This is a genomic window from Robertkochia flava (assembly GCF_020166515.1).
Classification (GTDB): Bacteria; Bacteroidota; Bacteroidia; order Flavobacteriales; family Flavobacteriaceae; genus Robertkochia; species Robertkochia flava.
This window is the reverse complement of record NZ_JAINZT010000005.1, coordinates 157,736-181,299: the sequence shown is the minus strand read 5'-3', so window position 1 is coordinate 181,299 and position 23,564 is coordinate 157,736. Positions and strand designations below refer to the sequence as shown.

19 protein-coding genes, 1 tRNA gene and 1 pseudogene are annotated in these 23,564 nt (G+C 46.1%); 13 read left to right on the top strand and 8 right to left on the bottom strand.

Annotated elements, in window-relative coordinates:
• Window positions 1-59: 59 nt before the first annotated feature.
• Complete coding sequence (locus K7R11_RS07355; protein ID WP_224489890.1) at window positions 60-866, bottom strand: helix-turn-helix domain-containing protein; 807 nt, start codon at window positions 864-866, stop codon at window positions 60-62.
• 124 nt (window positions 867-990) lie between these two features.
• Here K7R11_RS07355 and K7R11_RS07350 point away from each other — a divergent pair, with 124 nt between their 5' ends.
• Together K7R11_RS07350 and K7R11_RS07345 are read left to right on the top strand one after the other, a co-directional pair.
• A complete protein-coding gene (locus K7R11_RS07350) occupies window positions 991-2,487 on the top strand; it encodes an NAD(P)/FAD-dependent oxidoreductase (RefSeq protein ID WP_224489889.1) in 1,497 nt (498 codons plus the stop codon).
• Window positions 2,488-2,557: 70 nt separating this feature from the next.
• Window positions 2,558-3,034: an acyl-CoA thioesterase gene (locus tag K7R11_RS07345; RefSeq protein WP_224489888.1), complete on the top strand. Its 477-nt coding sequence runs from the start codon at window positions 2,558-2,560 to the stop codon at window positions 3,032-3,034.
• A gap of 19 nt (window positions 3,035-3,053) precedes the next feature.
• Here K7R11_RS07345 and K7R11_RS07340 read toward each other — a convergent pair whose 3' ends face one another.
• Window positions 3,054-4,046 carry a Gfo/Idh/MocA family protein gene (locus K7R11_RS07340; RefSeq protein ID WP_224489887.1) on the bottom strand — a complete coding sequence of 331 codons (993 nt, stop codon included), beginning with the start codon at window positions 4,044-4,046 and terminating at the stop codon, window positions 3,054-3,056.
• A gap of 247 nt (window positions 4,047-4,293) precedes the next feature.
• Between K7R11_RS07340 and K7R11_RS07335 the strand changes: the two genes are divergently transcribed.
• Window positions 4,294-5,094 (top strand): patatin-like phospholipase family protein, encoded by an 801-nt coding sequence (locus tag K7R11_RS07335; protein ID WP_224489886.1) that lies wholly within the window; start codon window positions 4,294-4,296, stop codon window positions 5,092-5,094.
• Between the two features lie 216 nt (window positions 5,095-5,310).
• Here the strand turns inward: K7R11_RS07335 and K7R11_RS07330 are convergent, their stop codons facing one another.
• Together K7R11_RS07330 and K7R11_RS07325 are read right to left on the bottom strand one after the other, a co-directional pair.
• Window positions 5,311-6,012: a hypothetical protein gene (locus K7R11_RS07330; RefSeq protein WP_224489885.1), complete on the bottom strand. Its 702-nt coding sequence runs from the start codon at window positions 6,010-6,012 to the stop codon at window positions 5,311-5,313.
• Between the two features lie 231 nt (window positions 6,013-6,243).
• Complete coding sequence (locus tag K7R11_RS07325) at window positions 6,244-7,125, bottom strand: DUF5694 domain-containing protein (RefSeq protein ID WP_224489884.1); 882 nt, start codon at window positions 7,123-7,125, stop codon at window positions 6,244-6,246.
• A gap of 357 nt (window positions 7,126-7,482) precedes the next feature.
• On the opposite strand from K7R11_RS07325, the gene K7R11_RS07320 reads away from it, so the two are divergent.
• The 3 genes from K7R11_RS07320 (at window position 7,483) to K7R11_RS07310 (ending at window position 9,989) form a co-directional block, all read left to right on the top strand.
• Entirely contained in the window at window positions 7,483-8,244 is a 762-nt protein-coding gene (locus tag K7R11_RS07320) for a zinc-dependent peptidase (RefSeq protein ID WP_224489883.1), read from the top strand.
• A gap of 138 nt (window positions 8,245-8,382) precedes the next feature.
• On the top strand, window positions 8,383-8,961 hold the full coding sequence (locus tag K7R11_RS07315) for a hypothetical protein (RefSeq protein WP_224489882.1): 579 nt from the start codon (window positions 8,383-8,385) through the stop codon (window positions 8,959-8,961).
• A gap of 278 nt (window positions 8,962-9,239) precedes the next feature.
• Window positions 9,240-9,989 (top strand): zinc-dependent peptidase, encoded by a 750-nt coding sequence (locus K7R11_RS07310; RefSeq protein ID WP_224489881.1) that lies wholly within the window; start codon window positions 9,240-9,242, stop codon window positions 9,987-9,989.
• An 87-nt stretch (window positions 9,990-10,076) separates the two neighbouring features.
• Here K7R11_RS07310 and K7R11_RS07305 read toward each other — a convergent pair whose 3' ends face one another.
• Window positions 10,077-10,772 carry a hypothetical protein gene (locus K7R11_RS07305; RefSeq protein ID WP_224489880.1) on the bottom strand — a complete coding sequence of 232 codons (696 nt, stop codon included), beginning with the start codon at window positions 10,770-10,772 and terminating at the stop codon, window positions 10,077-10,079.
• A 378-nt stretch (window positions 10,773-11,150) separates the two neighbouring features.
• Here K7R11_RS07305 and K7R11_RS07300 point away from each other — a divergent pair, with 378 nt between their 5' ends.
• Entirely contained in the window at window positions 11,151-12,023 is an 873-nt protein-coding gene (locus tag K7R11_RS07300; RefSeq protein WP_224489879.1) for a phospholipase A, read from the top strand.
• Between the two features lie 36 nt (window positions 12,024-12,059).
• Here the strand turns inward: K7R11_RS07300 and K7R11_RS07295 are convergent, their stop codons facing one another.
• On the bottom strand, window positions 12,060-13,496 hold the full coding sequence (locus K7R11_RS07295) for a DUF1254 domain-containing protein (protein ID WP_224489878.1): 1,437 nt from the start codon (window positions 13,494-13,496) through the stop codon (window positions 12,060-12,062).
• A gap of 286 nt (window positions 13,497-13,782) precedes the next feature.
• On the opposite strand from K7R11_RS07295, the gene K7R11_RS07290 reads away from it, so the two are divergent.
• Together K7R11_RS07290 and K7R11_RS07285 are read left to right on the top strand one after the other, a co-directional pair.
• Window positions 13,783-14,304, top strand: a complete 522-nt coding sequence (locus K7R11_RS07290; protein WP_224489877.1) for a DUF4494 domain-containing protein — start codon at window positions 13,783-13,785, stop codon at window positions 14,302-14,304.
• A gap of 347 nt (window positions 14,305-14,651) precedes the next feature.
• The gene (locus K7R11_RS07285) at window positions 14,652-15,986 is read left to right on the top strand and encodes an APC family permease (RefSeq protein ID WP_224489876.1); all 1,335 of its coding nucleotides are present in this window, start codon (window positions 14,652-14,654) and stop codon (window positions 15,984-15,986) included.
• A gap of 152 nt (window positions 15,987-16,138) precedes the next feature.
• Here K7R11_RS07285 and K7R11_RS07280 read toward each other — a convergent pair whose 3' ends face one another.
• Together K7R11_RS07280 and K7R11_RS07275 are read right to left on the bottom strand one after the other, a co-directional pair.
• The gene (locus K7R11_RS07280) at window positions 16,139-19,153 is read right to left on the bottom strand and encodes an aminotransferase class III-fold pyridoxal phosphate-dependent enzyme (RefSeq protein ID WP_224489875.1); all 3,015 of its coding nucleotides are present in this window, start codon (window positions 19,151-19,153) and stop codon (window positions 16,139-16,141) included.
• Between the two features lie 870 nt (window positions 19,154-20,023).
• A tRNA-Arg gene (locus tag K7R11_RS07275) sits at window positions 20,024-20,097 on the bottom strand.
• 208 nt (window positions 20,098-20,305) lie between these two features.
• On the opposite strand from K7R11_RS07275, the gene K7R11_RS07270 reads away from it, so the two are divergent.
• The 4 genes and pseudogenes from K7R11_RS07270 (at window position 20,306) to K7R11_RS07255 (ending at window position 23,551) form a co-directional block, all read left to right on the top strand.
• Complete coding sequence (locus tag K7R11_RS07270; RefSeq protein ID WP_224489874.1) at window positions 20,306-20,866, top strand: YeeE/YedE family protein; 561 nt, start codon at window positions 20,306-20,308, stop codon at window positions 20,864-20,866.
• 1 nt (window position 20,867) lies between these two features.
• Window positions 20,868-21,281 carry a YeeE/YedE family protein gene (locus tag K7R11_RS07265; RefSeq protein ID WP_224489873.1) on the top strand — a complete coding sequence of 138 codons (414 nt, stop codon included), beginning with the start codon at window positions 20,868-20,870 and terminating at the stop codon, window positions 21,279-21,281.
• Window positions 21,281-22,039: pseudogene (locus K7R11_RS07260) on the top strand (sulfite exporter TauE/SafE family protein); the annotation flags it as partial. The gene K7R11_RS07265 and the pseudogene K7R11_RS07260, both read left to right, overlap by 1 nt.
• A 105-nt stretch (window positions 22,040-22,144) precedes the next feature.
• Window positions 22,145-23,551: an MBL fold metallo-hydrolase gene (locus K7R11_RS07255; RefSeq protein ID WP_224490235.1), complete on the top strand. Its 1,407-nt coding sequence runs from the start codon at window positions 22,145-22,147 to the stop codon at window positions 23,549-23,551.
• The last annotated feature ends 13 nt before the right edge of the window (window positions 23,552-23,564 follow it).

The following is a 23,564-nucleotide window of genomic DNA, read 5'->3' as shown; positions in this document are numbered from 1 at the left end:
TTCTTCTGTTTGATGCAAAATTGAGGGTTTCCAACCTCTCATAATTGTAAAAATGGAATCTACATCCGGTGACGCTCAAAAAATGGTGCAAGGTCCTTAAAAAACACCCGCGGTGTCAACCCGGTCACTCTTTTAAAATCCCTGTTAAAATGCGCCTGATCGAAATAGCCGTATTCCAGGGCCAGATCCGTAAAGGACCCTTCCGGACTGTTGATCCTATTTTTAATGAGGTCAACGATCCTTACAATCAGGATAAATTTCTTCAGGCTGTACGACACGCTTTGTTTGAACCGGGCATTCAGGTATTGCCGACTATAGCCAAATGCTTCTTCTAATTCAGAAACGGTGATCACCCCTCGATCACTGTAGATCCGTGTACATAGACCTTCTACCAGCGTATCTGCTTCCGGGTTGTGATCCCGCACAAGGGTGCGTAACCAGGAACTCACCATCTTAAAACGCTGCTCATTAGAAACAGGCATAAACAACTCTCCCCTAAGGCCTTTAAGGTGTTTCCCGAGAAAGGTATCGATACCCACAATACCCTGTTGCCCTTCCACAGGAAAAAACAGGGTATTAAACCAGGGCTGTACCTTGATCGTAAAAAAGCTTAACTCGGAATTGAGAAGGATGCGATAGGGAGGCTCAAGATCATGGATCGTAAATACCTCCTTATCTACGGGCAACTGCTGGTGATCGGGTCCGTATTCAATAAGGGAATTCCTTTCCTTAAAAAATACCAGGTCATGACAGCCATCATCCACTACAGGGATAAAGTCAGCCCCTTCGGTACGAAAACGGCAGAAATAGAATTCCCTGAAATAGGGCGTCAGCTCTGCCGGTGGATTTGTACGTATGATTTCCATAACCTTTTTTAATCTAACAGCAACACTTCTTGTTTTTCAATGAATTTTGTATCTTTTAAAGACCTTTCTTACCGTGTTCCTCTCCTCAAAACTAAAGAATTAACATCACTAACCCATCACATCAATGAGTACTTCTTCAAATTCAGGGACAGGAATCAGCAGAAAAGATTTTATTCAACAATTCGGATTTGGAATGGCAGGCCTGTATTCGGGCCTTCTTTTTGCCAGCCCTTTCGACGCCGGGAACAGGATCACCGGATTATCTCAGGACCCTAAACGGGTGGTTGTTATCGGGGCCGGACTCGCAGGATTATCGGCCGCCATGGAACTTATCAGGGGAGGGCACCAGGTAACTGTATTGGAAGCCCGCGATCGGCCGGGCGGAAGGGTTTCCACGGCCCGTGACCCTTTTCCGGAAGGCATCTATGCAGAAGATGGGGCCGTAGCCTTTTCAGAATCCTATACCCTGGCGAATTCCTATATTGAAAAATACGGTCTGCAAAAAATTCCCTGGACGTTCCCGGAAACACCGATCACCTATGTCCTTAATGGAAAAACCCTCCAGGTAGCTCCGGGTGAGAAGGTGGAATGGCCTTTTGACCTGACCCCCGAAGAACAGGAGCTTGGCCCTATGGGCATGGTTAATAAATACATCATACAAACCCTGCCTCAGGAAATTTCAGATCCATCGAACTGGGATAAGCAGCCCTTACTGGCTTTAGATCAAAAATCCATGTCCGAATATTTAAAAGGCCAGGGTGCCAGCGACGGGGCCATAGAACTGTTTAAAAATACCCAATGGTTTGCAGCCCTGCCGGGGGAAACCTCTGCCCTGACGATGGCGGTTTGCGATTTCGGACTCTTTATGAGAGGGCCATCCTTTTTTACACTGGTCGGGGGAAACGATACCTTGCCGAGAGCCATGGCTGAGGAATTGGGAAGTCAAATTAACTATGGCCATGTCGTTAAAAGTATTGATACGAGTTCGGAACAGGTTACGGTTACGTGTGAGAATGGCGCTACCCATACAGCCGATCATGTAATTTGCACCTTGCCCCATAAGGTGGTAAGAACCATCAACTTTACCCCTGATCTTCCGGCAGAGAAAACGGAAGCCTTGGAGCATTTACCTGCCCTGAGCCTTTCCCGGGCCTATTTTGGGGTAGATCAACCCTATTGGAGTGCACATCAGGTTTCAGGACTGGCCTATACCGACCTGATGACAGGACAGGTAGTGCCTCACGTAAATATGGACAATCCTGATAGTGATGCCGTACTGGAATGTTATGTCTACGGAGAGAAAGCCAGAGACATGGATACAATGACCGGGGAGGAGATCACAGAAGTACTGGGAAAAGCCATGGAAGAAGTACATCCCGGGTTTGCGGAACATTACAACAATAACATCTATGTGAAATCCTGGAAAAATGATCCCTATGCCCTTGGAGGCCCCAGCTGGGCAGGACCCGGAGATATTGAAAAATACCTGAAGATCCTGCAGGCTCCGGTTGGAAAGGTCCATTTCGCAGGAGAGTATACCACTATTCTAAGAAGTACCATGGAAGGGGCCATGCGATCCGGAGCAAAGGCGGCCAAAACGGTGCACGATGCAAAAGGTTGATTATGCTCCACGGAATTCGATCAGATCGGGAGAATTCTCCTAACTTTAAGGAAATTCAACACTTAAAATTATGAAGGACCAGCACCGGATTTCCTTTCAGTTTATCAGTGAACCCACCGATGTGAATTTTGGAGGTAAAGTACACGGAGGGGTCGTAATGAAATGGATCGACCAAACCGCATACACCTGCGCCCGTACCTGGGCAGAAACCTATTGTGTTACCGTGTATGTGGGAGGCATACGGTTTTACAAACCCATCAACATCGGGGAGGTCATTAAGATCGATGCCTACGTGATCTATACCGGAAAATCCAGTGTACACATAGCGGTGGATGTTTATTCCAGGAATTTCGAAAAAGAAGGGTTTGAAAAGAAAACCCACTGCGTGATCGTTTTTGTCTCGGTCGACGGGAAAGGGAATCCCGTGCCTGTAAAAAAATGGGAACCTGAAACTGAGAAGGAAAAACAACTGGCTACCTATGCAAAAAAACTGAAAGCCCTGAGAGAACAGATCAGCGAAGAAATGGAACCCTTCTTTAAAAACTAACTAACCGTTCTAAGATTAATTAATCAACCGATGGAAAATGTATTTCGCATCGTTCCCTGACCTGGTCCAAAAGTCGGATGAGTTGGAGGGAGTCGTAATGAGACCACAATTCACTCTCTAGAACCCCTCGTCGAATGCACTGATGTACCTCCCCGATCTCGTGAAAATAGCCTTTTCCCGTTACAGGTAGGTGCTCCCTTTTTTCCTCTCCATTTTGAATAAGGGTAAAACCCGAGGCCTCATGCCACCTTGGGTCGATATAGATCTCTCCATTCTCCCCCGTGATCCTGGCCTCCATTTTGGCATTGTTTGCCAGGGAGCTATGCAGTATGGCCTGGGCTTTGGGATAAGTAAAAAGCATGGAGGTCTGTACCTCTGCCCCGGTATGAAAAAACCTGGCCCGGGCATCCATCTCATCCGGAAGTCCCAAAAGCAGGTAGGCAAGGAACACGGGATAGATCCCAATATCCAGAAGCGACCCACCCCCCAGGGCAGGATTCAGCAGGCGTCCGTTCTCGTCCCTGTCAAGGGCATAAAAACAGAAGTCGGCATGAACATATCGCAGGGTTCCCAGGACACCCTCATCGATCAGATTCTTAACCTTCCGGATAGAAGGATTGAACCTGGACCATAACGCTTCCATAAAGAATACCCCCTGATTTCTGGAAACGTTAATCATCTCCTGTACTTCCCCGGCATTTATTCCGGCAGGCTTCTCGCATAAGACGTGCTTGCCGTGCTGCATGGCCGAGATACTGGTATTGGCGTGCTGGGAGTGCACATTGGCAACATAAACCACATCTACCTCGGGACAGGCAAATAATTCCTCGTAAGAGCCAAATGCGATTTTTGCATGGTGTAGTTCTGCAAATTCCTGGGCGCGGATCAGCGAGGTGGAAGCTACAGCTACCAGCTCCGCATCCTTGTCCAGCGCCAGATCGGCTGCAAACTTCCCTGCAATTTTACCGAGTCCGACAATACCCCATCTGATCTTTTCATTATGTGCTTTCATCTCATCTTTTTTTGTGTTGAATGGTCACAGGAAGATAAATTTAGGGAATGCCTTTGAAAGACCGGAGGGTTTTGATTTTGAATCTCTAAATACTGTAATATTTATAAACTTAAATCGAAGACAACTTACTCGGGGGTATCCAATCTATTTGCTTTGATTCAGAGAAACCCCGATGGTTGCGAATGTAAAGGCCGGAAAAAAATAAAACAGTACCTTGTTGCTCAGAATTAACCTGCAAAAACAAAATATGCCAGCATCATTAGAGAACCAACAAATCGGCCTTGTACTTTCCGGTGGCGGGGTAAAGGGAATGGCCCATATCGGGGTCATCAAGGCGCTGAGCGAACACGATATATATCCGCATTACATTTCCGGGGTCAGTGCCGGAGCTTTAGTGGGTGCCCTATATGCCAATAATTTCAATCCGGAGGATATGCTGGCGTTCTTTAAGGAAACACCTCTTTTTAAATACAACTTCGTAACCATTAATAAGCCGGGACTTTTCGACACCGAAAAATACCTGTTCGCCCTTGAAAAGTATTTTCCTGAGAACCGCTTTGAAGCCCTGCACCGTCCCCTGTATGTAACCGCTACCAATTTGCAAAAAGGCAAGCCGGTTTACTTCCAGACCGGAGAACTCATTCACCCTCTTCTGGCCTCCGCTGCCCTGCCTCCGGTATTCAGCCCGGTAGAGATCAAAGGCGAACTCTACTCAGATGGAGGGGTTATGAACAACTTCCCCTTGGAACCCCTGCAGGGCCAGGCCGAGTATATCATTGGTAGTTACACCTCTTCCATGAAGGAGCTGTCTAAAAAAGAGATCAGCAATTCCTTTCAGATTTCCCAAAGGGCCAACCTGCTGATGCTCCACGCCAGTGCTCTGAATAAACTTCATATTCCCGACCTGTTGTTCCGTCCGGAAGACCTCGATCTCATCGGTGTCCTCGATAAAAAAGGCATCGACAAAGCTTATGAGATCGGGTATGCACATGCGAGTAAGGTGCTGGAAGCGGTTACCAAGGTACCAGGGTACGCGGATACCAAGTGATTATCAATGATAAATGTCTGATGATAGATTTTTGTCTTTGTGAGTCAGGCCTTAGGCCTGAGGAAATGATCTGACTGGTTGGAGGTACGGAGGTACGGAGGTACGGAGGTACGGAGGTACGGAGGTACGGAGGTACGGAGGTACGGAGGTACGGAGGTACGGAGGTATAAAACTAAAAAAGTCTTGATCGCTGATCGCTGGTTCTGACTATCCGGCTTACAATGAATTATACCAATCAATAAGCGCTGCGAGTTCTTCCGGGTTCTTAGGATCAAGATCCTGTGTTTTGGCATACTCAGTCACTTTCTTGTAATCCGCACCGAATAATTCCTTTACAAAACGATTATTCACCTTAACCTCCGTTATGGGACCATCATTCATTTGGAGATAATACCGATGGTCGTCTACATATCTGGGAGGGATATACTGGTCGTATCCCGATTTTGGTTCTTTCCCGTCGATCAGTCGCCTGGCCGGTTTCTTATAAAAGGACATAGCACCTTCTGCAAGGGGAAACAGATAACCACTTTTGGATTCTCCGTTTTCCAGGTACTCCAGAATGCCCAGTTTTTTACCGTTCATTTCTACCCAGATGTTCGGGCGACGAAAGAGCTGATATACCTGGTTCCCCTCTTTAACCTCAATAAAATCCAGGTGGGCATTGTAGCGGATAAAGGCCTCATTATTCGGGTTACCGTTAATATATACGGTGCCCTTTACATAAGCCTCGTTTAAGTACGGACTGCCCTTCGCCTTTACATCAGAATAGTCTTTTTTAATGGTCATGATCTGGTTCGGACGATTATTCCCCATGCTGTTTATACGATTGGTCTCCACCAGGTTTCCGCTGTTTTGTGCCTTTATACCGAAACTGAAAAGAAAGATAAATGCGTTAAATAGGAAGATATAGTATTTCACAGTCTTAAGATTTTGGTCATTAACGGATACGCGATCATTCCAAATATAGCAAAACCTTAAACAACCCGAACTGCCGGATTTTTATTTATGTCACCTCCGCAATGGAAACAGCAGGTACGGAATACAAAAAACAATATCCCATATATCATTTAAACTTTTAAAAATACTTACCATCCTGGTCCACTCCAGGCCGACTTCGCTCAGGCATGCCAGGTCCGGGGAATCCTGGAACTATTTTAAAACTTCTGAAACCGGTACCAGGTTAAAATCGAAGGAAGCATCGGCCTGGAAATTGATAATAGGTGCATGTCCGGCGCCGATAAGGAGCATGACACGGTCTCCGGGGGCTTTGATTTGCAGTAGGTTGTGGAAAATCCGCATATTTCGGTTATACCACCAAACGGCGCTGTCGGCCCCGTAATAATCGGTACCTTCCCCCATCTTAAAGCTCCCCATCACATAATGCCCGTGACTTACGCGAAGTACCTCCGGATGGTTCATATATTTAAAAAAGGTCTTCAGGGGAACCTGCGTTTTCATCAGGTCCTCTGCCTGGTAAAACTTAAAAAAGGACGAATCGATCTGTTGCTCATAGCGCAATGCTTCCGGGGAAGCTTTTCCGATATAGTAGGCCTGTTTTTCATTGTGGAAAGCATCGCCCCCCTCTTCCTTAAACGACCGGGCCGGGGCATCCACCGCATACAGCTTTTTATGTCCCAGCATTTTACCCAAACGGAAGGCCACCTGGTAGATCTCATTGGATTTCAACTTGAGATCACCCTTTAAATACGCCTGGTATAAAGAGTCAACCCGGGGCTGATCTTCCTTTCTAACCTCTATTGCGATCTTGTTGGGATTAAAGACCTTCAGATCCTCCAGCATAACAGCCAATTCAGCCTGCTTTTCTTCAGACATGATATTGATATCGTGTTGGGGTTTGTATCCGTCCAAACCGGCATCCTTAAAATGAAAGCTGCCCAATACCAAAAGTTCTGCCTGCTGATCTTTTATTTCTGCGAAGGCCCGGTTATACTGCTCCAGGGGATCCTGGGCCTTCAGGGGGATCAAACTGAGAAAACAAATCATTACCGGGAAAACGTTCTTTAGTTTCATATCGATGTACAACAAATTGGTTTATAAAAAGATGATAGCAAATCGCAATTGTTACAGCTCATTTAAACAGGAGCACCAAAATTCTTTCATTTTTTTCGTTTTTAGAGGTTCAGGTCTTTAACCGGGTATGCTGGTTATACAGCATTCCTGTACTGATGACAGGTGATCACCACCCAAAGTATCGTGATTATGTTACCCCGAACCAGGTGTTCATATAGATGATTACCACAGGTACCTGTTGCATACACTCAGTCTCTGAACCGTATACGATCTATGATATCTCATGGAGAAAGCTGGAAACACGATTTTATAGTATCTTCGTTTCAGGCAGACCAAATCCGATACCACCACTACTTTATGATTAACCTCGTAAAAAGCACCTATATCAATGTAAGGCACCGGCTGATCGATCTTTTCTTAAGCTCGACTAAAAAAGCAGTATATCACCAGGTTCTGCTCCGTCACAACACCTATTACAGGGGACTTTCTCCCGAAGGGAAGCGTAATTTTATTATACGCACCCACCTTTTTATTGGTACAACCCGATTTCGCTCCCAGGAGGGGCTTTCCGTGCCCCTGGTTATGAAGATCATATTATCGGCAGCATTCGTGCAGGTCACTTTCGGGTTAAATGAGGATGTGCTGGAGTACTTCAATCGCATCGTTATCTTCTCTGGCCCCTATTCCTACAAAAACACCTCCAAACGCTTTAAAGGCGACGTTAATCCCCGAACCCGGACCATCAACCTCAGCTGGCCTTCTGTGGCCCGTGGATTTGAGGATGCCGAGGACGGGATCAACCTGGCCATTCACGAATTTGCCCACTGCCTGATCCTGGAGAACTCCAGGCGAAGTTACCTGAATCGCATCCTCAATGCTTCCGATCTAAGAGCCTGGAAACTACAGGCTGTGGTTTTACTTCGGCAGATTCGCAACGGGCAGGCTCCCTTTTTCCGGGCCTATGGTGGCACGAATCTGATGGAGCTTTTTGCCGTATCCCTGGAACTGTTTTTTGAAAAACCGGAGGCCTTTGCCAGAGAAAATCCGGAATTCTACCAATGCATGACCATGCTGCTCAAGCAGGATCCAAGATTTACACCCTACCCTCCCTTGCCTTAGCCTACCTTAACCAGACATTCCCGACACCTGAAAAACATCAAATATGAATAATATGTTATTGGTTTTGAAGGATATGTGACAGAATTACCTTGGAATTCTAAGTAACTTTAGCGTCCTAACCAATAAACGATCAATACAATGAAAACACTAAGATTTATATGTGCTGCCCTGATCGCTACTTGTCTGCTTTCATGTTCTAATGACCTTTCAGAAACCCTGGATGAAGAAAACTTAATTGAAATCCAATCCCGGGCCATGCTCCCTTCATTTGTTCCTGCCGAATATCAGGATAATGTCGTTCTCACACAGGAACTCCATCGTTTGTACAGGGTTGTAAAAGACATGGAAACCCTGGAGGATGTAACGGCTGCCGGATGGACCGAAGACCTCACAGGATATTTACCAAACATGGGGAATCACTATGCAAACATGAAATTTCTATCAGATGGTAAATTCAAGATCCACAAGCCGGAAACTATCCTGGTAGGATGTACTGCAGATGGAAACTATAAGGCAGTAGGTGTTGAATATATTGTACCGGGAGATCCTGGAGTTGCACCAGAAGGATTCTCCGGGGAATGGGATGCTTGGTATTATATTGATGGAGTAGGATGGACACTTCATGTTTGGCTACTTTATGAAAATCCGGATGGTTTGTTCTATGCAACAAATAGCAATGTTGCTTTGGAAAATAATTGTACGGGCTCTGAGGATTAAAAGTACTATCCAGCCGGTACCTTTTTTGATGTTATTCCTATTCATGGCCGGTAATTTTTACCGGCCTTATTTATTACCATGATTTAATCAGTCGAAAGAGAAGAAGTAATTCAACCGTAAGAAAAAGAGGATTTGATTACAACTTTTTACGTTTGTCTGACATTAAACACCTAAAAACGCAGATAATGTACTGACATTCAATATTTTCACTAAATTTAAAAGATTACCCCGCTTCTTCCTCTACCTGCTTCTGAATGGCAAACTTAAAATCTTTCACTTTGAATATCAGGTACAGGGTAATCGATTATTTGGTAGGCACTTCCCAAAAAGAAGAATGTCATCTTGTCCTGATGGACCGCAATGCATATTACCAGCATTTGGATAGTAGTGAAAAACGGGAATTCGTTATTCGCACCCTCGTCTTTCTAAGGTCCGTGAATATTTATTCGGAACCAGGATTCCACGTTTCCCGTGAGATGAAGATCCTGCTTGGCAGTGCCTTTGTACAGATCACCTTTGGCTTGCGACGCGATGTCCTGGAACATTTTAAACGCATCTTTATTTTTTCAAAGCCCTATACCTATAAAAACATGAATGCCTTCTTCAATGGCGATGTGAATCCGTTAACCGGCAGTGTGAACCTGAGCTGGCCTGCGGTGGAAATGGGATTTGTGGTTCCTACCGAGGGAGCGAACCTGGCCATTCACGAATTCGGACATTGTCTTATCCTGGAAAACAGGATCTGCGGCATCATTAAAAAAATTCTGCATCCCAGGCAACTGAAATCCTGGGAACACCTTGGACTGAAACAATTGGTTCGTATCCGACGCGGGCAATCGGTACTTTTTAAGCGCTATGCCGGCACCAACCTGATGGAGCTCTTCTCTGCCGCCCTGGAAAATTTCTTCGAGAAACCCTATGCTTTTTATGCGGAAAACCCGGACCTGTATAAATCGATGTGCCTGTTGTTAAAACAGGATCCCAGAGACCCCAAAAGGCCCACCGAATTTCTTCGGAACCTGAGATAACACCCTCCTTTGTTTTTCCTTTAAAAAAAAATGCCTCCGGAATTCCGGAAGCACCTTCGCTAATTCAAATGAAATGTATGTTGCAGATCAGGCCAGAAAGAATACTTTCCGGGTTAACAGGTATACAGCCCCTAATACAGAATTCACTCTTGTATTTTCCCTGCTCTTAACCATCACTGTATTGGTGATCAGGGCATCCACTCCGGATGCGGCTGTGGGCCAGGCATAGGTATAAGACGGGTAATAATACATCTTACGCAGGTAGGCCAGGTCTTGCTTGAGGTCTTTTACCGACCTTAAAGCATCCGGATCTATCTGATGCTCCCGGCTAAGACACAGATAGGTCAGGGTTTCTGCCATGAACCGCAAACGCTCTTCCGGTTTAAATTCCTGCCACTGAGTAATCAATTCCCGCTTGGTACCCTTGGGAAAATTATTAAAGTAGATACGATCCAGGATCCGTCTGCGCAATTGTACCGACAATCCGTTTTGCCCGGTATGGTACCCCATTGCCGCGAGAAGGGACATGGTTAGACGGTCTGTAACTTCCTTGAGTCCGAAGGCATTTAATTTCTTTAATCGGATCTGATACTCTTTAGCTTCCTTTGCGGTCTCGCGGGTGGCTTTGGTAACATCGGCCCGGAAACGCAAGGGTTTCATCTTCACTTCCAACTCCCCGTAAAGCGTTTTCAGCAGGGTTTCCCCCTCTGCCGGAAATGCCATGGAACCCAGGTTGTTTTGCAATTCAAAGTTCAGGGGGGCATTACTTTGTAATCTTTCCATTGTGATCCAGGTATTAGTTTGAACAAAAGGATCAAGCCAGGGTGTTAATTTGAAGCGACCTGTAATCATCTGAAAAACAGGAAGGTAAACTTATGTATTAATAACGCTCACCCAATGTTAAAATCGTTAAGTTTCAGTTTTTTCTGATTAACCGAACCTCCCTTTTTATAAAAATAGCAGCCATGAAATCGTCAGATAATTTGACATTTTATCAGGCAGAAAATCGAACAAAACGCTTCTCCTATGCACTAAAAATCAAGGTCTGCGCTCTACTGATCCCGGAAATACGACCAACCACTTCAACCAAATTATCGTACATTTGAGGTCATGCGTACGCCCTTTAAAAGCCCTGGCATTCTTACTGCGGTAAGCTTATTCATGTTTTTATCTCAGTTCCTGTTTCTTCAAGCCCAGGCAGGGCCTGCCAAAAGCGACAGCACCGGGATCATTACTAAAAGTTTTTCCCAGCATTGGGAACTGGAAAAAAAAGATAAGCAGGGAACATTCAGACTAATTTCCTACAAACCCACATATTTTACAGCAGCACGGTGGTCGAGCAATCCCAACCTGCAACCACAAAGTGAGAATCCGCTGTATTCCGTCCCGGAAGCAGAACCTTACAATACCTGGGAAGCAAAATTTCAGCTGAGCTTTAAAACCAAGGTATTTCAATCCATGTTTTGGGGCAAAGCCGATCTATGGGTAGCTTTCACCCAGGTGGCTCATTGGCAATTGTACAACCCTGACCTGTCGCGTCCGTTTCGCGAACTCAACTATGAACCTGAGATTATCCTGAACGTTCCCTTAAATTTCGACCTTTTCGGGGGACAGATCAGAATGGCAGGTGTGGGATTCAATCACCAGTCTAACGGCCGGGACCTGCCACGTTCCCGAAGCTGGAACCGCATCATTTTTCACATGGCCTACGAGCGTGGTCCCTTGCAGTTATACCTGAGACCATGGCTGCGCATTGGAGACGAAGATGATGAGAACCCTGAAATTACGGGATATGTGGGTAACGGAGAGATCACAGCCATGTACACCCTGAACCGTCATGCGATTTACGTGGTGGGTACCAATACGTTTACTCTAAAAGACAATCGCGGCAGCCTGCAATTCAATTACCTCTTCCCCATTAAAGGGAATCTACGCGGTCAGGCCCAGGTATTTCACGGATACGGGGAGACCCTGATCGACTACAATCACCGGCAGACGACCATAGGGATCGGCGTGTCGTTTATTGATTGGTAAAATAAGATCTCCTTTCGGAAGGCAGACTAACCTTCATCACTCATTTCGTTTCAGCGGTGGATTCACCCAGGTTCCGGACAAAGCCTCTTCTTTTGGACCGTATAATCTCAATACACAATAAAAAGGACCGTCCGGAGCCGGAAGCCAATTGGGTTCGAGTACTTCCCCAGGAGATTCCTTCTGCACATAGAGGGTCAGGGAACCGTCTTCTCCATAAACATATTGATCTGTATTATTGGAATTCAATAAATATCGATCCAGGCTATTCTCAATAAATAATTGGGTTTTGCCATCGTACATTGATAAAGACCAAAAGGAATTAACAGGGGGCATAGAATCCTTATGGAAAGTAAGTGTATAGTTATGCTCTGCTCCGTTAAAAGGAGTCTCAGGAGCCTCCATCAGGTAGGTAGGATAAATAGCTTCCTTTCCGGAGTTCCCGTATAATCCCAGGTGAGCTGCTCCGGCTCTCAGCAGATAATAATCCTCAAACCCGAATTCATCCTTAGCTGTTGATGACAGAAATTCCCGGGTTCCAAAGATCTTTGAACTCATCAGAGGATCGGAGTTATTTGAATTAATGAATTCCTCGATCTCTTTAAACCCTTCGGCTACCCCCTCTGCGATAGCCTTTTGTACTTCCTCATCAAAATTATTCATATCAAACCCACCCTGAGTTCCGATACCCAGTGCCGCAAATTTATCCCGTAATGCCCGCTCTTCGGGGACCGGGTTGGTGAAATTAAGCATCAGATCGATATAGGTAAATGCCTTGGGAGTAAACTGGGCCCCTTCTTCCCATTCCGGAAAGTTATGTATCTGAGGTTGCTCCGGAGCCCCTTTCTCCAAATAGCTGCTTAATGTTCGTACCTTATAAGCATCTTGCAGCGCTTTTACATTAGGGAGATCATCAGGATTCATCATTTGGGTGCGCACCACCGTGAAGAACAATTCTGTCTCACATGGAACCGTTTTTTTGATCCCTTCGGGCACTTCTCCCTCCCAGTCGGAAGGTACTATTAAATAGTCTCCCCCTTCATTCCCGGTAGTCAGGCTACCCAGGTAGGCAAAGTTATGGGTATACAGATCGATCAGCTGGAAATGATAAAATCGTTCGGGCTCCATGGCGGGAATAGAGATCACCAGAGGTTCACTGCGAATATCTCCCCACATCATGCAATAGGGCGTATCTGAATTTGGAGTTACAACCGTTTTATCTTCCGGCCCCAAAAGGCGGGCATCACAAGCCATCTCGTTAAAGTTGCCTTTATACTCAGGAGAATCCTCATTAAGCACGTACATGTACATGGTCTTGTAGTTCATTACCATAGGAAAACCGTAGATATAGGTTTCCTTAGCGATTTCCTTTGCCTGTTCCGGAGTTATGGATTCTTTGGTTAGGCAGGCTCCAATCAAGATTGCAATAAGGAAGATGAACGCTACAGGGAATCGGAAATGATGGTCAGGTTTCATAATATTGTCTTTTTCTCAGGATCACCCTTGATCTGGCTACCCTGAAGTTATTTTCGCTTTTTTCATAGCAGGAGGTATTCCGGGGAAGGTCACCTATAAATGTACAGATCAGAACTAAAACAAAACATGATGATTATCAGGCAACTGACAAGACAAATCCTGTTTTTAATTAAAATAAGTTCATGATATCAGGGAAGAAAAAGTTGAATTGTGAACAACTCTTAAAAGGAATCCATTAACGGCACCGATATATCTGATATTTTTGACGTCCTAAAAATTTACAGATATGAGCGTAACCTGGTTTGAATGCAAAGTAAAATACCGGAAAACACACGAAACCGGAGAACAAAAAGTAACATCCGAGACCTACCTGCTGGATGCCGTTTCCTATACGGAGGCTGAATCGCGGATGAATGAAGAAATGACGGCCCTCACCAGTGAGGAATTCCAGATCATGAACATTAAGGTGGCAAACTTCGCAGAGGTTCATCCTTTTGAGAATTCAGACCGCTGGTTCAAGTCGAAGATCGCCCTGATCGCCGTGGATGAGGAAAGCGGAAAAGAACGGAAAACAAATATCTACATGCTTATCCAGGCCAACGACATCAAAGAAGCCTTTGATAACACCACCCATGTGATGAAAGACACTATGGGCGATTATTCCATCCCGTCTATCGTGGAATCTCCTATTGTAGATGTCTTTCCGTATTTCTCCGGAGAGGAAGGGGAAGAGATCCCGGAACGCTTTAAATCCATAGAAGTGGAAGAGGAAGTGGTTGTGGAAGACACTTTGGTGGAACAGGAGTAATGGTGAGTGGAGAATGTTGAGGGGTGAGGGGAAAAATTTTCTCGCTCCCAAAGACGGAAGGAGCAGCCAGGGAGGAAGGTCACAAGCTGAAAAAGGTGATTAACTTCCATAGTTACCTGGTCATTAAGTTGGCAGACCTACCCAACTAGCCACTAACGACTCCCAACGAACCAACCCCTTTATCTGACATACCACCAAGAAAATTTTCAAAAAACTGCCCTGCGCGAGCGGGGCAGTTTTTTTATATCCCAAAAGTAAAGCCCTGCCTTTATATTCTATGCCAACTTTTTCTTACATTTAAACCTGTCGCCAGATTTTTAACCAACCAACGCTAAATCACCTCAGCTATGCTCAAAAGGGCACTCACCCGTTGGGACATCATCATCCTGGTCCTTAATTGTATTATCGGGTCCGGAATCTTTGGATTACCTTCCCGTATCTACAGCCGGATAGGCTTATATAGTATCCCTGCATTTTTGATCTGTGCCGCCCTGATGCTTATTGTTATTCTGAATTTTTCTGAAGTGGGAAGCCGTTTTAGAAAAACCGGTGGTCCTTATTTATATTTAAAGGAGGCCTATGGCGATTTTGTCGGGTACCTCGCCGGCTGGATCCTGATCATCTCCAGAGTAGCCTCATTTGCAGCTCTTGTGAATCTTATGGTAGATTACCTGGGGTATTACGATCCGGTATTTAACGATACGGTCTACAGGCCACTGACCCTCATTTCCATCACCCTTCTGTTCTTCGGAGTCAATGCCCGGGGAGTTCGGGGCAGTGCCAATTTAAATAATCTTTTGGGGGTATTAAAAATCGTTCCGCTGCTGTTGTTTATTCTGGTAGGATTCTTCTTTATCGATCCCAACCTGCTTACCCTGCCGGAAGAGCCACCAAAACCGGAAGTCTTCAATTCGGTAATAATGATCCTCGTATTTGCTTTTACCGGATTTGAAGGTGGGGTGATCAACACAGGGGAAATGAAAAATCCCCAAAAGGACATCCCCTTCGCGCTGATCACTGCGACCCTGGCAGTAAGCGTATTCTATATGCTGATACAATTTGTCTCAATCGGAGCCTACCCGGGGCTGGTCGCTTCAGAAAGGCCCCTTTCGGACGCTGCAGAATATATGCTGGGCTCCTGGGCAGGGATCCTGATCACCATCGGAGCCGTAATATCTATAAGCGGAACCCTGAATGCAAACGTTCTTTCCGGATCCCGTCTGCCTTATGCTTTGAGTGAGAACGATCAGTTTCCCCGATTTTTCAGTAAGGTTCATCCAGTAACCCGCATCCCCTATTGGAGCCTTATTATTTATATGCTGGTTACCCTTGCAGTTTCCCTGAGTGGTACGTTTATCTATGCCCTGGCCATTAATGTGATCAGTAAACTGCTGATATTCGCTCTGATCTCGGCAGCAGTAATCAGACTGAGAAAAAAGGAAAGACCGGCTCCGGCAATATTTCGCATCAAATACGCAGGCCTGTCGGCCATGGTGGGTATTACCTTGTGTATCATTCTACTTATCGGGGCTGAACCTTCCAACCTTATCCATGTCGCTGTGGCTATAGGCACAGGGGTGATCTTCTATTTCTTACACTCCCGGTATAAGCGGACTCTTTCCCCCGAAGATGAAGAAAAAGAAGAAGAAAAGATCGCACTAAGAGAACATAGTGAGGTTTAGGATGATCAGTGCAGTGAACCGGAATGTAATCACAATAGTTATTATAATCATCTCTTTTAATTTTGAGCGATACCAGGCTACAAAAAATTAAAAGACCAGGTAACTACAATTAGAATTCACATCGAGGCAGCCCCCCTGTCGGGCAAAATGGCTTATTCAATTTTCATCGGATCTTCCTTCAGAATCTTCTCCAAATAATAAAGTACCTCATCAGCATTTCCCTTATCGAATACCATCGGTGGCTTTATCTTGATCACGTTGTGATCTGCTCCGTCAGTGCTCATCAGAATTTTATAGTCCTTCATACGATTTACGAGGTAAGTTGCATGCCCTGACAGGGGCTGCAACTCCTTATCCACCAACTCAATGCCCAGAAAAAGTCCTTTCCCCCGGATATCTCCCAGAATGGGAAACCTCTTTTGCAGTTCCTTTAATTGTTGCTTAAGGTAATTTCCAACCTCCCCGGCATGATTCTGCAGCCCATCTCTTTGCACGATCCCGATCACCTTCTTAGCAATAGCACAGGACACCGGGTTACCTCCAAATGTATTGAAGAACTCCATGCCATTGGCAAACTTTTCAGCTACCTCTGCCGTGCAAGCTACCGCAGCCACCGGATGTCCGTTGCCTAAGGGTTTTCCAATAGTAACGATGTCCGGCACAACCCCGTGTAACTGAAACCCCCAGAAATGATCCCCGACTCTGCCACACCCCGTTTGAACCTCATCTGAAATGCAGAGCCCTCCACGTTTGCGGACCATATGGTATACTTCCGGTAAAAATCCCGTGGGAAGTTCCACCTGTCCGCCACAGCTAATAATGGGTTCCAGGATCAGTCCGCCCAATTGTATGTCGTTTTTATCGAGGTCCCCCAGGAGCCTGGACACCTCCTCAATATATCCACTAACGGCTTCTTTCCCCCTGTATTTTCCCCTGAAGACATCCGGAAGCGGAAATACATGGGTGTGTTCTGGAGCTCCTTTTCCTCCCTTCCCATCAAACTTATAGGAAGAGACCTCGATACAGCGGTTCGTATTTCCATGGTATCCGATCTCCGAAACGAGCATATGCCTGGATCCTGTCGCCGCTTCTATCATCCGAAGGGCAAGTTCGTTGGCTTCGCTTCCTGAGTTTACAAAATGTAAAACCGTTAACTCCTCAGGCAATGTATCCAGCAGGGACTCCGCGAGGCTATTGATATGTTCATTCAGGTAACGGGTATTGGTATTCAGAACCGCCATTTGCTCCTGGCCTGCACGCACTGCCTCAGGATGTTCATGCCCCAGGTGAGCTACATTATTAACCGTATCGAGGTATTGACGTCCTTCCCTGTCCATCAAATACACCCCGTTACCCCTGACAATTTCCAGCGGTTCTTGGTATTGCAGGCTCATCCCTTTCCCCAGGTGTTCTTTGCGGTAAGACCATAAATTTTCCCTGGTAAACCGGGGTTGACTTTTTAGTTCTTTCAACTTTAAAAATCCATTAGGATCTGGACAAATACTTTGCCAGATCGCTTTCTGGTCGGGATAGGCCACACCGGGAAAGTCAATCGTGTAATCGAGTAAGGACAACATTACGTGGAAATGTAAATGCGGGGCCCAATTCCCGTTTTCCGGGTAGTTACCGAGATAACCAATAACCCCACCCCTTTCAATCCGGTCTCCGATACGCATCCTTTCTATACTCTCCAGGGACAGGTGTCCATAAAGGGTGAAAAATTCGAATCCTGCTCCCTGGTGTTTTAAAATGATCAGACCACCATATTCCTTATCGCCGGCGTCATTACAGGCAGTAACCACCTCTCCCTCTATTATGGCATGAACAGGGGTACCGGCAGGTAACCAGAAGTCAACTCCCAGGTGCAGGGTACGGTATTCCCTCCCGTGATTCCCTTGTTTTACATACTCCCCCGTGGTGTAAATGGGGCGCGGTTCGAGATATCCTCCCGCTATGATCGCTTCGGGATCTTTCCGCTGCAATTGATGAATGCGAAAATCAAAATATTCCGGATCGTCGTAATCCTCCTTCAGACCCAACCAGTTCCCTGCAATACTAAGATCTAAAGGCAAAATCCTCTTTTTGCCGGCGTTTGGAAAAAGCATTTCGATACTCATTTCCTTTTCGGCTACCCAATCCCTGAAGGCCTTTTCATTCGGGTGAGGGTCATATCCACAGGCCGACCTGAAAACAAAATGTGCAAAATCTGCAGAGATCGCATGCCACTTTTCCATCAAGATCCAAAGGGGGCCTTCACTAATGGTGAGATATGCATTCTCGGGCTCTGCAACCTTATTGATCGCCGATTTGGTAAGGGAGATCACCATGCGCATTCCTATGGCCATGTACAGCTGTTCCAGTTCCTTCTCCTGTAGTGGGAAATTTTCGTGATACCCCCGAATAATGGGAATGGCTGCAGCAAGCGGATCGTTGCATTCCATAATGGCATAAACACAACATACCGCGAGATCGTTGATAATCTGCGTATGAACAGCATCTCCAAAATCGATCAATGCATATACCTCCGGGTTATAGATATCCTGGGTTACCACGATATTATTGTCGTTCACATCGTTATGTACCACGGCTTTTCGCAAATCCCGGTAGGCCCCGGCCTGTTCCCTGAACATTTGCTGAAAGTATTCTATGCATTTTCTTTGCGCTCCGGAAAACAATCCGTGATGCTCCTCCGTCCAGGCTCCCTGGGCAATATCCCATTCCAGGCTCCTGTAACTCTCCGTGTGCGCAAACCCCCGGAGGCTCCGGGTAAGTTTCCCTGCTACCTTTCCTAGACTGTATCTCAGGTGGTCGGTTACCGGGTTTACCTGGCTCCACAGGCGTCCCGGCATCCATGTCAGCAATCTGAATTGTCGCGATTGTCCGCTGGTATCAGTAAACCATCCGCAAGATTCATTTTGCAGGGTTGGAATAATAGCCGGTGATGGAAGGTCCTGGGTACTAAGATGCTCCAGCAGGGCCACCTGGAAATCGAGGAAAGCCGATGAAGCGTCGAAATGGGTGACTTTAAAAAGATATTCGGGTTGCCCCTCTGTTAGGACCATAAAATTGAGATCCAGTTCACCATCGAGGCGCCTGATCTCTCCTTTTATTCCGTAGTTTTCCAGAAGAAGCGATTTTACTTCTTCATGCGCGATGCCTTTATTCATACAGCGTTTATGAAGTATTTGTGACCGGGCCGTGTTTCAGGCTTTCACTTATTGTTTCTGTTCTAAAGGTATTAGGAAATTTGAAATATGCAGGGAAGGAATTCCTGAAAAACAACACCTGCTTCAATCGGTTTAAATTAATCTGGAGGTCTTCCCCCGGCGGGGGAAGGTGTCTTCAGGCACCGAACTGAAGACGGAAGGGGGAGTTTCTGCCATGAAGCTAGTTAAACAACAGGATTACTTCGTGATCCTTTAAACCCACTACTGCAAATAAAAATCCAAGGCAGTCACCTGCCTTGTTGTCTTTTTTATTCCCCTTCGCCTCCTACTCTAAATTAAAAGCTCTCCACCCTTCCTCACACCCTTTAGGGCTGGGGTAAAGAAGGACGGACACAGGATTAAAGATCCTGAATAAACCCACTACTGCAAATAAAAACCCAAGGCAGTTACCTGCCTTGTTGTTTTTTTATTCCCCTTCGCCATCTGCTCTAAATTAAAAGTGATCCACCCTTCCTCACACCCTTTAGGGCTGGGGTAAAGAAGGAAGGGCACAGGATTAAAGATCCTGAATAAACCCACTACTGCAAATAAAAACCCAAGGCAGTTACCTGCCTTGTTGTTTTTTTATTCCCCTTCGCTATCTGCTCTAAATTAAAAGTTTTCCACCCTTCCTTCCACCCTTTAGGACTGGGGTAAAGAAGGAAGGGCACAGGATTAAAGATCCTGAATAAACCCACTACTGCAAATAAAAACCCAAGGCAGGTAACTGCCTTGTTGTTTTTTTATTCCCCTTCGCCATCTGCAAGCGAGCTTGCGTGGCTTCAGGGAATAAAAAAACCCATCGCTTCTGCGATGGGTTTTTGTTTGATGTGACCTCGACAGGATTCAAACCTGTAACCTTCTGAGCCGTAATCAGATGCGCTATTCAGTTGCGCCACGAGGCCGTTTACTCCACGTCTGTCTTGTTGCAAACGCGGGTGCAAATATAATGTTTTTCTCAATTTATTTCCAAGGGTAAAATCGATTTTTTTAAGCTTTTTTGGCTTTTCAAATTTATCGCTCTCGATCCCAGGGGGTTTTGTTTTCTCATAACATCCCGCATGGATTAACATAAGCCAAATGGTTACCTTTGTGAAAAATAAATCCCTTATTATGGAAGCTATATTAGAACCGTGGCCCTGGTACGTCTGCGGACCACTTATTGCCGCCACAATGTTCCTGTTGCTCTACTTCGGCAAGGAATTCGGCATGTCTTCAAACCTAAGAACCATGTGTTCCATGGCCGGAGCCGGTAGAAAAGTAAAATTCTTTGACTTCGACTGGAAGGCGCAACGCTGGAACCTTACTGTTGTCATCGGAGCAGTTATCGGTGGATTCATCGCCGTACACTTCCTTTCCAACCCGGTAGACATTGATCTCAATCCAACGACAGTAGCTTCTTTAGAGGCTTTCGGATGGGATAACGTAGGAAAGAGCCTTGTACCACCGGAAATCTATAGCGGAGACGCCCTTGGCAGCATTAAAGGGATCGCCATTCTGCTTATTGGCGGGTTCCTGGTAGGATTTGGAACACGCTACGCCGGTGGCTGTACCTCCGGTCACGCCATTTCAGGGATCAGCAACCTGCAGATCCCCTCTTTTATCGCCGTGATCGGTTTCTTTATTGGAGGGCTTATCATGACTCATTTCCTAATTCCTTTAATCTTTGGATAAGATGAAATATTTAAAATTTTTACTGGTAGGTATATTTTTCGGGATCGTAATGGTAAAATCGGAAGCCGTTTCCTGGTACCGCATCTATGAAATGTTCCGGTTTGAGGCTTTCCACATGTACGGCATCATTGGTTCTGCGGTGGTCCTGGGGATCATTATCGTAGCCTACATCAAGAAAAACCATATGAAATCCATAGAAGGCAAGGAGATCCTTTTTAACCCTAAAGACAGGAGCTGGCCGCGCTATATCCTGGGTGGCACCATCTTCGGGTTTGGATGGGCCCTTGCAGGAGCCTGTCCCGGCCCCATGTACGTCTTGTTCGGTACCGGAGTCTACTCCATCCTGATCGTTATCGGCGGGGCACTTCTGGGCACTTATGTTTACGGATTACTTCGAGATAAACTGCCTCATTAATGGGGTACGAAGAGATCTTCGGATACGGGGGAGCGTTGTTAATCGGTCTTATTATCGGTTTACTTGGGGGAGGTGGCTCTATCCTAACCGTCCCCCTTCTCGTCTATCTCCTGCATTACAACCCGGTAACCGCCACTGCCTATTCCCTGTTCGTGGTGGGAATATCTTCCCTCTTTGGTACAGCCCAAAAACACCGGAAAGGACTGGTAGATTTTAAAACCGGATTTGCTTTTTGTTTCCCCTCCTTCATGGCTGTCTACCTTTCCAGGAGATACCTGGTACCCTTTCTCCCCGAAATCATCCTGGAACTTCCCGGCTATACCATTACCAAAGATATGCTGATCATGGTATTTTTTGCGGCGGTGATGTTTCTGGCTTCCATGTCTATGATTCGCGGCAGAAATACCGATGCGCCGCCCGGAAAACAGGGAAAACAGCCGTATTACAAAACTTTTTTGCAAGGCCTTTTTATAGGTGTCATTACCGGTTTCATCGGGGCCGGAGGCGGATTTCTCTATGTGCCTGCCCTGGCCATATGGGCCGGACTCCCAATGAAAACAGCGGTTGGAACCTCTTTGGTTATCGTTACCATAAATTCTTTAGTTGGATTTTCGGGAGACATGCAAACCCTCGATATCAACTGGCAATTCCTGCTGAGTTTCTCCCTGTTTACCATTGTTGGTACTTTGATTGGCGGCACACTTACCCATCGGGTGCCGTCCAAAGTCCTGAAAAAAGGCTTCGGCGTAATGATCCTGCTAATGAGTTTCTTTATTGTTGGTAAGGAAGTTCTCGGAAAGAGGACCAAGATGGAGAACCCTGCTCCAAAAGGGAAATTATTATCTTTGAAAAAAATGAATTCCATGAAGATTGAACAGATCTATACAGGTTGCCTGGCCCAGGGCGCCTATTATATCGAGTCTGAAGGTGAGGCCGCGATCATCGATCCGCTCAGAGATACACAACCCTATATAGACCGTGCAAAAGAGCGTGGTGCGTCCATTAAATATGTTTTTGAGACCCATTTCCATGCCGACTTTGTTTCCGGTCATATTGACCTGGCTGAACAAACCGGGGCCACGATTGTTTATGGCCCCAATGCAGAAACCAATTATGATATTCATTCTGCGAAAGACGGGGAGGAATTTAAGATCGGAAAAGTAACCATAAAAGTTTTGCACACTCCGGGCCACACCCTGGAATCGACCACCTACCTCCTGATTGATGAGCACGGGAAGAATCACGCGATCTTTACCGGAGACACACTTTTTCTCGGAGACGTGGGACGACCTGACCTGGCGATAAAACAGGACATAACCAAAGAAGACCTTGCCGGTCTGCTCTTCGACTCCCTGCGTGAGAAGATCATGCCGCTGGAAGACGATGTGATCGTTTACCCTGCACATGGCGCGGGTTCTGCCTGCGGGAAAAACCTCAGCAAGGAAACCGTCGATATCCTGGGGAATCAGAAAAAAACCAATTATGCCCTCAGGGAGGACATGACCAAGGCAGAATTCGTCAAGGAAGTCCTGGACGGGATTTTACCTCCGCCTCAGTACTTTGCCAAAAACGCCATGATGAATAAAGAGGGATATACGTCATTCGAAACCGTGCTTAAAAAAGGAGATGCTCCCCTCACCGCAGAGAATTTCGAAGCCATGGCTAACCATGAAAGCGCCCTGGTACTGGACGTAAGAACGCAGGAAGAATTTGTAGAAGAACATATTCCAAATTCTATTTTCATCGGGCTGAACGGATCCTTTGCTCCATGGGTAGGGGCATTGATCACAGACCTGAACCAGCCTATCCTTCTGGTGGTTCCCGAAGGCAAATCGGAAGAAGCGGTCACCCGGCTCTCCCGTGTCGGATACGACAATACCCTCGGATATCTTGAAGGTGGTCTGGAGGCCTGGAAGGCAGCCGGAAAAGAAACAGCAAGTATTCGTTCGATAAGTGCTGCTGCACTTGAAGAGGAATACAACGGAAATATCACTATTCTCGATGTGAGAAAACCCGGGGAATACAGCTCCGAACACCTGGCAGATGCGATGTCCTTTCCCCTGGATTTTATCAATGAACACATGCACGAGATCAACAGGGATGAGCCTTACTACGTACACTGCGCAGGCGGATACCGGTCTGTGATTGCCGCTTCTATCCTGAAAGCACGCGGATACGACCAATTAACCGATATCGCAGGAGGGTATAAAGCCCTGAAGGAAACCGGAATGAAGCGCACAGATTATGTGTGCCCAAGTACGATAAAATAAGGGAGGGTTGATT